The organism is [Bacillus] caldolyticus, assembly GCF_003595605.1.
In the GTDB taxonomy this organism is placed as follows: domain Bacteria; phylum Bacillota; class Bacilli; order Bacillales; family Anoxybacillaceae; genus Geobacillus; species Geobacillus thermoleovorans.
In genome coordinates this window covers 2,032,955-2,047,212 of the sequence record NZ_CP025074.1, presented here as the reverse complement: position 1 = coordinate 2,047,212, position 14,258 = coordinate 2,032,955, and the positions used below count along the sequence as shown (strand labels likewise).

Annotated in this window: 15 protein-coding genes; 1 reads left to right on the top strand and 14 read right to left on the bottom strand. The window is 52.6% G+C overall.

What is annotated here, in order from left to right; translation table 11 throughout:
- Window positions 1-67: 67 nt before the first annotated feature.
- The 11 genes from dnaB to CWI35_RS10635 form a co-directional block, all read right to left on the bottom strand.
- Window positions 68-1,432 carry a replicative DNA helicase gene (dnaB, locus tag CWI35_RS10685; protein ID WP_011232940.1) on the bottom strand — a complete coding sequence of 455 codons (1,365 nt, stop codon included), beginning with the start codon at window positions 1,430-1,432 and terminating at the stop codon, window positions 68-70.
- A gap of 78 nt (window positions 1,433-1,510) precedes the next feature.
- Window positions 1,511-1,960 (bottom strand): 50S ribosomal protein L9, encoded by a 450-nt coding sequence (gene rplI, locus CWI35_RS10680; protein ID WP_020754217.1) that lies wholly within the window; start codon window positions 1,958-1,960, stop codon window positions 1,511-1,513.
- The gene (locus tag CWI35_RS10675) at window positions 1,957-3,933 is read right to left on the bottom strand and encodes a DHH family phosphoesterase (RefSeq protein WP_020754218.1); all 1,977 of its coding nucleotides are present in this window, start codon (window positions 3,931-3,933) and stop codon (window positions 1,957-1,959) included. The genes rplI and CWI35_RS10675 overlap by 4 nt, the downstream gene beginning before the upstream one ends.
- Window positions 3,934-3,979: 46 nt before the next feature.
- On the bottom strand, window positions 3,980-4,906 hold the full coding sequence (locus tag CWI35_RS10670; protein ID WP_011232943.1) for a YybS family protein: 927 nt from the start codon (window positions 4,904-4,906) through the stop codon (window positions 3,980-3,982).
- Window positions 4,907-5,041: 135 nt separating this feature from the next.
- Complete coding sequence (gene rpsR, locus CWI35_RS10665) at window positions 5,042-5,278, bottom strand: 30S ribosomal protein S18 (RefSeq protein ID WP_008880812.1); 237 nt, start codon at window positions 5,276-5,278, stop codon at window positions 5,042-5,044.
- 97 nt (window positions 5,279-5,375) lie between these two features.
- Window positions 5,376-5,870, bottom strand: coding sequence for a single-stranded DNA-binding protein (gene ssb / locus CWI35_RS10660; RefSeq protein ID WP_015376126.1), 495 nt, complete (start codon window positions 5,868-5,870; stop codon window positions 5,376-5,378).
- A 30-nt stretch (window positions 5,871-5,900) separates the two neighbouring features.
- Window positions 5,901-6,188 carry a 30S ribosomal protein S6 gene (gene rpsF, locus CWI35_RS10655; RefSeq protein ID WP_011232945.1) on the bottom strand — a complete coding sequence of 96 codons (288 nt, stop codon included), beginning with the start codon at window positions 6,186-6,188 and terminating at the stop codon, window positions 5,901-5,903.
- Between the two features lie 214 nt (window positions 6,189-6,402).
- Window positions 6,403-7,503, bottom strand: a complete 1,101-nt coding sequence (gene ychF / locus CWI35_RS10650) for a redox-regulated ATPase YchF (RefSeq protein WP_011232946.1) — start codon at window positions 7,501-7,503, stop codon at window positions 6,403-6,405.
- A gap of 239 nt (window positions 7,504-7,742) precedes the next feature.
- On the bottom strand, window positions 7,743-9,764 hold the full coding sequence (locus CWI35_RS10645; protein ID WP_014197030.1) for a molybdopterin-dependent oxidoreductase: 2,022 nt from the start codon (window positions 9,762-9,764) through the stop codon (window positions 7,743-7,745).
- A 56-nt stretch (window positions 9,765-9,820) separates the two neighbouring features.
- The gene (locus tag CWI35_RS10640) at window positions 9,821-10,018 is read right to left on the bottom strand and encodes a DUF951 domain-containing protein (protein ID WP_011232948.1); all 198 of its coding nucleotides are present in this window, start codon (window positions 10,016-10,018) and stop codon (window positions 9,821-9,823) included.
- 12 nt (window positions 10,019-10,030) lie between these two features.
- On the bottom strand, window positions 10,031-10,936 hold the full coding sequence (locus CWI35_RS10635) for a mechanosensitive ion channel family protein (protein WP_011232949.1): 906 nt from the start codon (window positions 10,934-10,936) through the stop codon (window positions 10,031-10,033).
- A gap of 186 nt (window positions 10,937-11,122) precedes the next feature.
- On the opposite strand from CWI35_RS10635, the gene yyaC reads away from it, so the two are divergent.
- Window positions 11,123-11,746 (top strand): spore protease YyaC, encoded by a 624-nt coding sequence (yyaC, locus tag CWI35_RS10630; RefSeq protein WP_011232950.1) that lies wholly within the window; start codon window positions 11,123-11,125, stop codon window positions 11,744-11,746.
- 72 nt (window positions 11,747-11,818) lie between these two features.
- On the opposite strand, the gene CWI35_RS10625 is transcribed toward yyaC, so the two are convergent.
- Genes CWI35_RS10625 through CWI35_RS10615 form a run of 3 tightly spaced genes read right to left on the bottom strand, consistent with a single transcriptional unit; the run spans window position 11,819 to window position 14,198 of the window.
- Entirely contained in the window at window positions 11,819-12,520 is a 702-nt protein-coding gene (locus CWI35_RS10625; protein ID WP_119877714.1) for a DUF554 domain-containing protein, read from the bottom strand.
- 54 nt (window positions 12,521-12,574) lie between these two features.
- Window positions 12,575-13,444, bottom strand: a complete 870-nt coding sequence (locus tag CWI35_RS10620; protein WP_011232952.1) for a ParB/RepB/Spo0J family partition protein — start codon at window positions 13,442-13,444, stop codon at window positions 12,575-12,577.
- Window positions 13,437-14,198 carry a ParA family protein gene (locus CWI35_RS10615; protein ID WP_014197033.1) on the bottom strand — a complete coding sequence of 254 codons (762 nt, stop codon included), beginning with the start codon at window positions 14,196-14,198 and terminating at the stop codon, window positions 13,437-13,439. Before CWI35_RS10615 ends, CWI35_RS10620 begins: the two co-directional genes overlap by 8 nt.
- Window positions 14,199-14,258: the final 60 nt, after the last annotated feature.

Genomic DNA, 14,258 nt, shown 5'->3' with positions numbered 1-14,258 from the left:
GTAAACGGGGAAATAGTCAAAGACCAAAAGAACAAAAAGGCGCTCGACGCCGGCAGCGCGGTCCGTCTTACGCCCCCGGTGGAATTTGCGCCTCATCGAAACGACGCTCTAAGTTGACGAATTTATTGTACTCTTTAATAAAGGCGAGCTGCACCGTCCCGACCGGGCCGTTCCGCTGTTTGGCGATAATGATTTCGATGATGTTTTTGTTCTCGGAATCTTTGTTGTAGTAGTCGTCGCGATACAAAAAGGCGACGATATCAGCGTCTTGCTCAATGCTCCCCGATTCGCGAAGATCGGACATCATCGGCCGCTTGTCCTGGCGCTGCTCAACGCTGCGCGACAGCTGTGACAAAGCAATGACCGGCACTTCGAGCTCGCGGGCGAGCGCCTTTAACGAACGGGAGATTTCCGACACTTCCTGCTGGCGGTTTTCCCGGTTGCGCCCACTTCCTTGAATGAGCTGCAAATAATCGATCACCACCATGCCGAGGCCGCTTTCCTGTTTCAAGCGGCGGCATTTGGCGCGAATGTCGCTGACGCGGATGCTCGGCGTATCGTCAATATAAATGCCGGCGTTTGACAAACTGCCCATCGCCATCGTCAGCTTGCCCCAATCTTCCGGCGTCAGCTTGCCAGTGCGCAAGTTTTGGGCGTTGATGTTGCCTTCGGCGCAAAGCATCCGCATCACAAGCTGCTGGGCGCTCATTTCCAAGCTGAAAATCGCGACATTTTCGTTCGTCTTCGTCGCCACATTTTGGGCGATGTTTAATGCGAATGCCGTCTTCCCGACCGATGGCCGGGCGGCGACGATAATCAAGTCGCTGCGCTGAAATCCGGACGTCATCCGGTCGAGTTCAGTGAATCCGGTCGGGATGCCGGTGATGTCCCCGTTCCGGTTATGGAGCATTTCAATGTTGTCATACGTCTGTACGAGAACATCTTTAATATTTTTAAAGGCGCCTGAATGTTTCCGTTGGGAAACCTCCATAATTTTCCGTTCCGCTTCATCGAGCAAAACGTCAATTTCATCTTCCCTTGTATAGCCATCTTGGGCAATCGATGTCGCCGTGCGAATGAGGCGGCGAAGCAATGATTTTTCTTCAACAATGCGGGCGTAGTATTCGACGTTGGCCGCTGTCGGCACAGAATCAGCAAGCTCGCTTAAGTAGGAGACACCGCCCACTTCCTCCAGCTGCTCCAAAGCGGCCAGTTCCGCCGTCACCGTCACTAAATCGACCGGCTCGCCTTTATCAGCGACGCGAAGCATGGCGTGGAAAATTTTTTGATGGGCCGCGCGGTAGAAGTCTTCGGGAATTAATCGTTCCGAGGCGAGCGTCAGCGCAGTGGGATCCAAAAACACAGCGCCAAGCACGGCCTGCTCGGCTTCAATGCTTTGCGGAGGAATTCGTTCTGAAAAAAGTTCGCTCATCGTCTCACCGCCTTTTCCCCCGTTTCATTTCCGTCGATAATGCCCCCGCCATAGCGGGCGGGGGCATCGTCGCTACCGTTATTTTTGTTCCTTGACGTGCACTTTTAAGGTCGCTGTCACTTCCGGATGGAGCTTCACCGGCACATTCGTATATCCGAGGGAGCGAATGGCATCAGCAAGCTCGATTTTTCGTTTGTCAAGCTTTAAGCCATGCTGGGTCTGAAGCGCCTCAGCGATTTGCTTGCTCGTGATCGAGCCAAACAAACGGCCTCCCTCGCCCGCTTTCGCCGGGATTTCCACCGTCAGCTTCTCGAGCTCTTCTTTCAGTTTTCTCGCATTGGCCAATTCTTCCGCCGCTTGGCGCTGCTCTTTTTGTTTTTGCGCCTCGAGCGCTTTGATGTTCGCCGGCGTCGCTTCAATGGCGAGCCCTTGTTTGAACAAAAAGTTGTTTGCGTAACCGTCGGCGACGTCTTTGATTTCCCCTTTTTTCCCTTTTCCTTTCACATCTTTTAAAAAAATGACTTTCATGATGGCTTCCCCCCCTCGAAATAGTCATGAATGGCTTCACGCAGCTGCCGCTCCGCCTCTTCCACCGTCACTTCGGACAATTGGGCGGCGGCGTTTGTCAAATGTCCGCCTCCACCAAGCCGTTCCATAATGACTTGCACGTTGACATCGCCGAGCGAGCGGGCGCTGATGCCGACCGTCCCGTCGGACCGCTTGGAAATGACGAACGAGGCAACGACGCCGCTTAAAGTGAGAAGCGTATCGGCCGTTTGCGCAATCAACACTTGGTCGTGCACCTCGTTTTCGCCGCCTTTGGCGATGGCGATGCCATGCTCATCGATCACCGCCCGTTCGATCAATTTCGCCCGTTTGACGTAGTTGGCGATGCTTTCCCGCAGCAATTTTTGCACAAGCACCGTATCCGCTCCTTGGGCGCGCAAGTATGACGCGGCGTCGAACGTCCGCGAGCCGGTGCGGAGCGTAAAGCTTTTCGTGTCGACGACGATGCCGGCAAGCAGGGCGGTCGCTTCGAGCATCGTCAGCTTCATCCGTTTCGGTTGGTACTCTAACAGCTCGGTGACGAGTTCCGATGTCGAAGAAGCATAAGGCTCCATATAGACGAGAATCGGCGCCTCAATGAACTCTTCGCCGCGGCGATGGTGATCAATGACGACGATATGGTCGGTGCGATACAATAGCCGCTCTTCAATGACGAGCGACGGACGATGCGTATCGACGACGATCAAAAGCGTATCCTCGGTGACGAGCTCAAGCGCCTGCTCCGGTTTTAGGCATCTTGACCATAATTCAGCATGTTTTTTCATTTCCTCAAGCAACCGTTGCGCCCCGGCATCCGTTTTGGCCGGATCGACGACGATAAACCCTTCCTTTTGGTTCGATTGGACGACTTTTAAAACGCCGATCGCCGCTCCCATGGCGTCCATATCGGGATATTTATGGCCCATGATGAGCACTTTGTCGCTTCCTGCAATCAGTTCGCGAAGCGCATGGGAAATAACGCGGGCGCGGACGCGCGTCCGCTTTTCCATCGGGTTCGTTTTGCCGCCGTAAAACTTCACTTTTCCATTTCCTTGCTTAATCGCGACTTGATCGCCCCCGCGCCCCAACGCTAAGTCCAAGCTTGATTGGGCGAGCGCCCCGAGCTCCGGGAGCTGGGACACGCCGGCGCCGATGCCGATGCTCAGCGTCAGCTGCGCATGATGTTTTGCCGTCTGCTCTCGCACTTCGTCGAGAATGGAAAATTTGCTTTTCTCGAGCCGCCCAAGAATATGTTCGTTCAATACGGCAATAAATCGGTCGGATGACGTCCGCTTTAAAAAAATGCCATAGTCGTTCGCCCACCGGTTCAACACGGACGTGACGAGGCTGTTTAGTTGGCTTTTTGCCTGATCGTCCATCCCTTGCGTAATTTCATCATAATTGTCAAGAAAAATAATGGCGAGCACCAGCCGTTCCGCTTCATACTGCCGCTTCAATTCCAAATGCTCAGTAACATCAAAAAAGTAAAGAAGCCGTTCCGAGCGGCGAATGACCACTTTCAGTTGCTTTCCGTTCAATTCGACGATCTCTTCGTCCGTTTTTCCCCTTTTCACAAAAGCGGCCAACGATTCGGAAAGCTCGGCGAGAGAGCGGCCGACAAGCGTCTGTTCCTTAAAGCAGGCGGCCAAAAAACGGTTCGACCACTCGATTTCTCCCCCTTCATCGATGAGCATAATGCCGATCGGCATTTGCATCAACGCTTCCTCGCCTACTTTTTTCACCCGGTGCGACAAATTGGAAATATAGTGCTCCAACTCTTTATGCAAGGAGCGTTGCGCCCCAATGACATAATAAAGCACAAACCCGACGCCAAGAAGGGCGACGAGGCCAAGCAGCCATTGGAAGTAAAACAAGCCGATCGCCATAAGCACCGCCAAGGCGGCTAACGCATATAACGGATAGCGATACGCTTTCCTTTCATAAAAATGGGACATTCAAGTCAGCTCCTACACTGAAGAAATGACTCGCCTGATCCAATTATCATATGCGGCGGCGCAAATCAAATCCTAAATCAATTATACCGAATATCGCCACAAGATAAAGTAGAAAAGGCAGGAATAAGCAAACAACCGTCCCTGCCGCCACCACACCTTTGCCAACCCCTTTTTTGTAAGCGGCGTAGTAAAGAAACGAAAATCCTTGCACGATCATCGCCAGCTGCAACACATACGATAAGTTCAACACGGCGATATAGGCAAACGATCCTTCTTTGAACGGGAACAAGGAGAGAAGGAGCACGAAGACATACAACCACAATACAGTTTTCGGCCACATAAGCTCGCGAAACGGCGGCCATGAACCGACCGGCAGCTTCAGCCTCTTCATCACCGGCAGCGAGACGATGATCGTCGCGTACGCCAGCGCAAACGAAGCGATGACAAACAGCGTCGGAACCATATAGCCGATCAGCTTCAGCCCTTGTTCGAACTGCCTTTGCATCTCCAAAGGCGGCGCTTGTCCCATTCCCTTCATTAGATTCATTGCCGTGTCAAACGATTCTCGCACGAGCGCAAGCGTATCTTGGATCATATCGACGTGCAAAAATTGAATCGAGATGATGTAATCAAGCACGATATTCGCCAAAAATACAAGCGCGCCGACAAGAAGAACAAGATAACGGTTTTTCTGTTTCGAAAGCATCGCGCCGACGGCCATGCCGACGGTGCCAAACATAAGCGCCATCGGCAGCGACAAAAGCGAGCCGATCAAACCGGAGATGACAAGGGCCGCCGCCAGCAGCAACATAGCTGGAATCCACCCATGGCGCATCGTAAACACCATAAACGGAAGCGCTAAAAACAAAGCGGCGACAATCCCAATGACCGGCGCGTACAGCGCAAGCAAAAACAAAACAGCAAACAGTGCGAGCTCAATCGCCGCTTCGGTGAGGGCGTGCGTTTTTCGCAATGGACGTTCCCCTTTCTTTGTTTTTTGGTGATTTGACCTCCTTCCCCACTTTCACTCTGCTTGGGAGTGGGAGTCCGCTCAGTCAGAGGAGATAAAAAAAGCAGTAAGGATCCCCCCTTACTGCTTGCTTTCGGCTCACTCGTCCGCAACGTACGGCAGAAGCGCCATTTGGCGCGCGCGTTTGATCGCGACCGTCAATTTGCGCTGATATTTCGCGCTCGTTCCCGTTACACGGCGCGGCAAAATTTTGCCGCGTTCAGAAATGAACTTTTTCAGCAAATCGACATCTTTGTAGTCGATATGCGTAATGTTGTTCGCCGTGAAGTAACATACTTTGCGGCGTTTGCCGCGGCCGCCTTTCCGTCCTGCCATGCTGTTTCCTCCTTTCCGTTGCCATCGTTTCCTCATCGGTGGAATGGCCCGCTGCCTGCGCTTTGCTTCAAGACAGGGGCTTCAAGCGACTTGTTTATTAAAACGGCAAATCATCATCAGAAATATCGATCGGCTGGCCGTCATTGGCGAAAGGATCGTCATCGATGCGGCCAAACCCTTTTTCATCGGGATGTCGGTGGTTCTGATCTTGTCCGAATGGGAATGGATCCCCGTAGTAGCCGCCTGCTGTTGCCCCTCGCTGCTCGCTCGTTCCTTTCGGCTCAAGAAATTGGACGCTATCAGCCACCACTTCCGTCACGTACACGCGCCGACCTTCTTGATTTTCATAGCTGCGGGTTTGCAGTCGGCCATCGACACCAGCCAAGCTCCCCTTTTTCAAAAAGTTGGCGACGTTTTCCGCCTGGCGGCGCCAAACGACACACTGAATAAAATCCGTTTCCCGCTCGCCCTGCTGATTTGTAAACGGACGGTTGACCGCGAGCGTAAACGTGGCAACAGCCACTCCGCTTGGAGTGTAACGCAACTCCGGATCTCTCGTTAACCTGCCGACCAAAATGACGCGGTTAATCATCAGAACCACCTCTTCATCATGTCGAAAAGATTATTCTTCTTCTTTGACGACGATATGACGGATGATGTCTTCGCTGATGCGCGCTAAGCGGTCGAATTCTTGCACCGCTTTCGGCTCCGATACGACATTGACGATCATGTAATAGCCGTCGCGGTATTTTTGAATTTCATAGGCTAAGCGGCGCTTGCCCCAATCCGTCACGTTCGTAATCTCCGCGCCGTTTTCTTTCAACACGTTGTTGAACCGTTCCACGAGAGCTTGTCTCGCTTCATCGTCCATGTTCGGGCGGATGATGTACATGATTTCGTACTTTCTCACGCTCGTCACCTCCTTTTGGTCTAAGCGGCCCTTCCATTCGAAGAGCAAGGAGCAATCACCATTACTCACATTTGTTGATTATACCATGACCGACAACGATAAGCAAGGCAGTTTGCCGCATTCCGTCGGCGCAAACATCTTCCATCCGTATGGCCAAGCCAAAAACGGCCCCACGCCGTGACCTGCTGCATCCGCCCTGCCCTCGAACCAATGGTTACACGTTGAACCGGAAATGCATAATGTCGCCGTCTTGCACTTCGTAGTCTTTTCCCTCCAAGCGCACTTTTCCGGCTTCGCGCGCCGCCGCCATCGATCCAGCCGCGACAAGGTCATCGTACGACACCGTTTCCGCGCGAATAAACCCTCGCTCAAAGTCGGAATGGATGATGCCGGCGCATTGCGGCGCTTTCATCCCTTTGCGGAACGTCCACGCCCGCACCTCCTGCTCGCCGGCGGTGAAAAACGTCGCCAATCCGAGCAAGCTGTAAGCGGCGCGGATAAGCTGGTCAAGGCCGGACTGCTCGATGCCGAGCTCCTGTAAAAATTGCCGTTTTTCCTCATCGCTGAACTCAGCGATTTCCTCTTCGATTTTGGCGCAGACAACAATGACTTCAGCGTTGTCGCGCTTCGCAAACTCGCGCACGTCCTTGACAAACGGATTGCCGCTAGGGTCAGCGATATCTTCCTCGCCGACATTGGCGACGTAAAGCATCGGCTTTATCGTCAACAAATGCAGCTGCTTGACGACTTTCATCTCTTCATCAGTGAACTCGAGTGTGCGCGCCGGCTTGCCGTCTTCGAGCGTCTCCTTCAACCGCCGCAAAATGTCGTATTCAAACGCCGCCTCTTTATCCTTTTGCTTGGCGATTTTGCCGACCCGCTCGATTCGTTTGTCAATCGTTTCTAAATCAGCCAACACGAGCTCCAAATTGATCGTTTCGATATCGGCGAGCGGGTCGACTTTGCCCGCCACGTGGGTGATGTTTTCATCACTGAAGCAGCGGACGACTTGGCAAATTGCATCGACTTGCCGGATGTGAGACAAAAACTTGTTGCCAAGCCCCTCTCCTTTGCTCGCCCCTTTGACGATGCCCGCGATATCGGTAAATTCAAAAACAGTCGGCACCGTCCGCTTCGGCCGAAACATTTCCGTCAATACATCGAGCCGCTCATCGGGCACTTCGACGACACCGACGTTCGGCTCAATTGTGCAAAACGGATAGTTGGCTGACTCAGCACCTGCTTTTGTAATGGCGTTAAACAGCGTCGATTTGCCGACGTTCGGCAATCCGACGATTCCTGCTGTCAATCCCATTCGTTCCACTCCTCTTTCCCGTTCACATCTTTCCTCATTATATGGGCTGGCGCAGAAAATGACAAGCGCGCCGCAAGCGGGGAATGTTTCCTCTCCCACCCGCTTCAAAAAAGGCGGAAGTTTGCGCCCTTTTCCCAACACTTGGATGACAAAATCATCTTTTCGGATCAACAGCCTCAAACCGCATTTTGTCATCGACAATATCTTTTTTCTACTGATCCGAAGCAACTGTGAACCGCTTACTTTGCTTCCGACGTGACTTTTTCAATATTGACCAAACAGTCATACAGCGTGCTGCCGCAGCCGTTATCCGACTCCAAATCGGACGTGAGGACGTTGACCGGCCCGCCGAACACTCCCCATTGTCCTTCGTCAATGTTGATCGTGCCTGGATAGGCGCCATCAAGCACCTTGACCGTTCCCACGAGCGATCCACGGTCGTTGTAAACACGCGCCCGGTCGCCATCGGCAAGACCCTTTGCCGCAGCAACATCAGCCGCTACCTCAATGCGGACTGTCTGAAGCGCTGGGATGAGCGGATAATGTTGCGAATGATTCGAACGGAGCGGATGGATCGTCAACAGCCGATACGGATATTTGGCGGCTAGTGCCGGATTGGACTCCTCCGATTCGGCCGGATACATGATTTGCAGCCGGCCATCCATCCCTTTTTTCTTGGCGATGGTTGACGTAAATTCGTATTTTCCGCTTGGCGTTTGAAACCGGCGGTCGCGCCATGGCACCGGTTCGACAGGCAAAAGGACGCGGTGTTCTGTTTTCAATCGCTTCAGCGTAATGCCGTGATGCTCCAACGGCCGGAGCGCCATTGCAAGAAACTGCTCACGCGTATAGGCAAAATCATCCCCAAACCCGAGCCTTTTTGCCAGCTCCGTCCAAATCCACAAGTCCGGCTTCGCCTCACCCGGCGGGTCGACAAGCTTCGGCCCGTAGTTCAAATACGCATGGTACATCGATGAACAATAGACGTCTTCCTCTTCAAACGAAGCCGCTACTGGCAAAACATAATCAGCCATTGCAGCCGTATCGGTCATGAACTGCTCAAACACAACCACCGTTTCAATGGAAGCGAACGCTTTTTTCATCAAGTTCGTGTTCGGCACTTGAGCGAGCGGGTTGCCGCACGTGACGATCACCATGCCGATCGGTGGATCATCCGCCCGCAATATCTCTTCTCCCTGCTTCATCATCGTCCATGTGCGCGATGCCGTTTTCCGCTCTGGGAGCGTCAATGCGGCTTTATCAAAACACTCGCCCACCTGCAAGTTGCCAAAATTCGCCCCTCCACCCGGAATGCCAACGTTGCCGCTTGCGGCGACAAGGGCATCGATCCATCGGATTGTATTGCCGCCGTTCGCATAGCGTTGCATGCCAAGGCCAAGATACGTTGCGGTCGGCCGGTCCCCGTAAAGCCGGGCCAGCTTCGTCATTTGATCGCGGCTAACACCGGTATGCCGCTCAATCTCCGCCAACGAAATTGTCTGCAATAGTTGTTTGACATCATCAAACCCAATTGTGTGTTGCTTGATAAAGGCCCGGTCCTCCAACCCGAGTCGAAGCAGCTCTTTCATAATGCCCATCGCCAAAAAAGCGTCCATTCCCGGCTTGATGCATACGTACTGATCGGCGATGCGCGCCGTCGGGCCAAACAGCGGATCAATGACCACAATTGTCGCCCCGCGTTTTTTCGCGGCAAGCAACCGCTCGAATAAATGCATGTTCGTGCGGGCGACGTTTCGCCCCCAAATGACGATGTGGCGGCTGTTGTCGATATCTTCTGGCGCATGGCTGTAGGCGTTGCCAAAATCCCATGTCTGCGCCTCAATGCCCGCGCCCCAGCAAAGGCTGCCGATAAGCTCTGTTGCCCCACCATAACAATTAAAAAAACGGCGGTCCAGGTTTTTCAGCAGCCCGTTGTTGGCGTAATCATGGCTGTGAAGCACGGCTGTCGGCCCAAATTGTTCTTTCAACTTCCGCATTTTCCCAGCGATGTCATCAAGCGCCTCTTCCCAAGAAATGCGAACGAACTGCCCGTTTACTTTTTTCAACGGATAGAGAAGGCGTTCTTTGGCGTTTACCCGCTCTTTCAACATCCGCCCGCGTCCGCAAATGTTCCCTTTCGTGATGGGATGGTGTTCGTCGCCGTCAACCCGTACGACTTTTCCCTCGTTCACCGTCACCTTCAGCCCGCATACGTCCCAGCAGTTGAGCGGACATGATGTTACATGCGTCGTTTCCGTCATTTTCTCCCTCCCCTTCGCAACAAAAGAGCATGGCCTCGCCACCATGATTCATTTGCTTATTCTTCATGCTTGACGAGCACTTTTTTCATTTTGCGGATAAACTCTTTGCGCGGCAACAAAACGCTATGGGCGCACCCTTCGCATTTAATGCGGATGTCAGCGCCCAAGCGAATCACTTTCCAACGATTCGTTCCACATGGGTGCGGCTTTTTCATTTCGACGATATCGTATAGGCCGAACTGTTTCTCTTCCATCGATCCACCTCCCTATGACAACGATTGCTCCCGTTGCGGCTTTGCCTCGGGCTGCTCTTGTTCGTCGCGGCGATGCAGCACAAGCCGTGGGTATGGGATTTCGATTCCCCGTTCGTCCAACAGCAGCTTTACTTCCTTGCGGATCGCCCGAGCGACCGCCAGATGGCGCATCGGCTTCGTTTCGCACGTGATGCGCAATATGACTTCCGAGCTGGCTAAATTTTGCACGCCAAGCAATTCCGGCGGGGCGACCATGTCTTCATACTTCGCCGGCAGCTGCGGAAGAAGCTCGCGGATGGCTTCCTCCGCCTCTTCAATGTCTTCTTCATAGGCGATGCTGACGTCAACGACAGCGAGGCTGTTGTGCAGTGAATAGTTCGTCACTTGAGTGATGCTGCCGTTTGGCAAAATGTGCACTTCCCCGGTCCAACTTTTAATTTTCGTCACCCGAAGCCCAATCGTTTCAACATACCCTTCAAAATTGCCAATGCGCACATAATCGCCGACCGCAAACTGGTCTTCAAAAATGATGAAAAATCCAGTGATGATGTCTTTCACTAAGCTTTGTGCGCCAAAACCCACGGCCAGCCCGACGACCCCAGCCCCGGCGAGCAGCGCTTTGACGGGAACGCCAAACGTATCTAAAATCATCAAGAGCGCAATAAAATATAGTACGTACGTAATGACGTTGTCGAGCAGCCGAACGAGCGTCGCCTCCCGCCGTTCGGAAATGCGGATCGGCGCCTTCTGTCGCACTTTGAACATGTTATGAACGGCAATTTTCAACACTTTCACCGCAATGGCGCATATGAGTAGGATAAGAACAATCTTCAGCGTCCCTTTTCCGATCTGGAGCCACAATTTCTCATCTATCAAAAATGCGAACAATCGGCTCATCGTTTTTTCCATCGTGTTCAACGTTGGCGACACCTCAATCTTTTTTCTTGTTCTGCGCTTTTATTTTAACAAGACCGGCCGCTGATTTGTAGCCCGATATCCCGTTATCGCGAAGAAAAGGCAAGAAAACGAACAATGAAATGTATATCATTCTTTTATTTTCCGTATACTGTTAATACTTTTGAAACGAAAGTAGGAGTGAAGCGAATGAGCATACCATCGATATTTTACTCATCCAAGGAGGAAAGGGACCGCGTGTTTTACGATGAGCAAGGGGCGGTGTCGTCGATCGCTTGGCGGGTCGCCTCACTGCTTCCCGACCCGCTCGCTCAGCCGGTCGCTATCGTTTGCATCGGCACAGACCGCTCGACCGGCGATTCGCTTGGACCGCTCGTCGGCACGATGCTCAAAGAGAAGCCGTTGGCTCGCTTCCACGTGTACGGAACACTCGAAGAACCAATCCATGCCGTTAATTTGGAAGAAAAGGTAGAAGCCATTCGACTCATTCATAACGATCCGTTCATGATCGCGGTCGATGCCTGCCTCGGGCGGCTGAAAAGCGTCGGCGCCATCACGATTGCCAAAGGACCCGTCCGCCCTGGGGCTGGGGTCAACAAACAGCTCCTTCCCGTCGGCGACGCCCATATTACTGGGGTTGTCAATGTCAGCGGGTTTATGGAGTTTTTCGTCCTGCAAAATACGCGCCTCCATCTTGTCATGAATATGGCGAAAACGATCGCCAATGGCATTTACGAAGCGGAGCGGTTCATCCTCCGAAAAGAGCGGCTCGCTGCCCCTCCGCTCTCAACAGACCGGCATTCATTATGGTAGGCAGCAAATCCCCCTCTTGGTCAGCTGTTCAAGGAGGGGATTTCTTTTCTGTCCGGCCAAAACAACCGGTCGTTAAACGAGTGAAAGAATGAAAACGGCGGCTGCCGTAATGAGAATGCTCGGCAGCAAATTGGCCACGCGAATGTTCGTCAAACCGAGCATATTGAGTCCAATGGCCATAATTAAAATGCCTCCGGTCGCCGTTGATTCGGCGATGAACGAATCGAGCACTTCCTTCGGCACAAACCGTTCGATTTGCGTCGCCAACAGCGCGATGCTCCCCTCATAAACAACGACCGGCAAGGTGGAGAAGATGACGCCGATGCCGAGCGTCGTCGTCAAAATGACACTGGCAAAGCCGTCTAAAATCGATTTCGTATACAAGACGCTATGGTCGCCGCGCAGCCCGCTGTCAAGCGCTCCGACGATGGCCATCGCCCCGATGACAAACAACAACGTTGCGCTGACAAACCCTTTAGCGATGCTTCCTTGCCCGTTTCCGCTCACTTTCACCTCGAGCCATTGACCGAGCCGGTTCAGCTTTTCCTCCCAGTTCCACCACTCCCCGAGAATGCCGCCGAAAACAAGGCTGAAAATAACAACGAGAAACTGTTCGCTTTTCATTCCCATTTGTATGCCAAGCAGCGCCACCGCAAGCCCAATCCCCCCCATCACCGTTTCCTTCACTCGCTCGGGGATGCGATGAAGCCATTTTCCAATCAACGCCCCGGCGATAATGCTCACTCCGTTGACAATCGTTCCTAACAACACCATGATGTCCAACCCTCTCTTGCAAAAAAATAAACCGGCCTTGATCAAAGGGCCGACTTACTCGTCGAACCGCACATCGAGCAGTTCTAATATTCTCTCTAAATCTTCCGGAGAAAAAAACTCAATTTCAATTTTTCCTCTTTTCCTCGTTTGTTTAATCGTGACGTTCGTCCCGAATTTTTCGCGCAGCAACGATTCGCTTTCCCGAATAAACACGCTTTTTTCCGGCGGTTTCCGCTTCGATGTTTCACGTGAAACATTTTCGTTCGCTTGTTGGATCAGTTTTTCAAGCTGGCGGACGTTCAACCCTTCGCGAATCGTCCGTTCCACGATCGATTTCATTTTGCTTTTTTGTTTCAGCCCTAAAAGCGCGCGGCCATGTCCCATCGAAAGTGTGCCATCAATGAGCAGCTTTTGCACATCTGAAGGGAGGGACAACAAACGCAAATGATTAGCGATGTGCGGACGGCTCTTCCCAACACGGCTCGCGACTTCCTCCTGGGTTAAGTGCAGCTTGTCCATCAACATTTTGTACGCCATCGCTTCCTCGATCGGGTTCAAATCCTCGCGCTGCAAGTTTTCAAGAAGGGCGAACTCCATCATTTGCTCATCAGTCAACTCGCGCACCACGACCGGCACTGACGGCAAATTCGCCTCTTTGGCCGCCCGATAGCGCCGTTCACCAACGACGATTTCAAATCCGTTCGGTACACGGCGGACGATGAGCGGCTGCAAAATGCCGTGCTGCAAAATCGATTGCTTCAACTCCTCAATCGCCTCAGGCTGAAACGTTTTCCGCGGCTGGTACGGGTTTGGATGAAGGTCGTGAATGCTTACTTCCCGCACCGTTTCCTCTTTCCCATTAAGTTCATTGAGAGAAAGGTTGTCAAACAGCGCACTGATGCCTTTGCCGAGACCTTTAGCCACGTTCAAGCACCTCCTTCGCCAGTTCCAAATACACTTCCGCCCCCCGCGATTTCACATCGTACAAAATGATCGGCTTGCCATGGCTTGGCGCCTCACTCAGCCGCACGTTTCGCGGGATGATCGTCTGGTACACCTTTTCGCGGAAATACTTTTTGACTTCTTGAATGACCTGCAAGCCTAGATTCGTCCTTGCATCAAGCATCGTCAACAGAACGCCTTCGAGGCGCAAATCATAGTTTAAGTGCCGCTGCACAAGCCGGATCGTGTTAAGCAGCTGGCTGAGCCCTTCTAACGCATAATATTCGCATTGGACAGGGATGAGCACAGAATTGGCCGCTGTCAACGCGTTGAGCGTCAGCAAGCCGAGCGAAGGAGGACAATCGATAATAATGAAGTCGTATTTGTCTTTCAGCGGCTCGATCGCGTTTCTCAGCCGGATTTCGCGGGAAACGACCGAGACGAGCTCAATTTCTGCGCCGGCGAGCTGGATCGTCGCTGGAATGACGTATAAATTTTCGATGTCCGTCGGTCGAATGACATCTTTTGCTTTCATGTCGCCAATGATGACATTGTAAATGCATTCGTCCACATCGCCTCGCTCAATGCCGATGCCGCTCGTCGCATTTCCTTGCGGATCGGCGTCAACAAGCAGCACTTTTTTTCCAAGATGCGCCAAACATGCCGATAAATTGACCGCCGTCGTCGTTTTTCCAACTCCGCCTTTTTGGTTTGCAATAGCAATGACTTTTCCCACGATGCCACCTACCTCTATCTCTTCCTCAATCCATTTTATTTTAGCACGAAAACAGGAAAA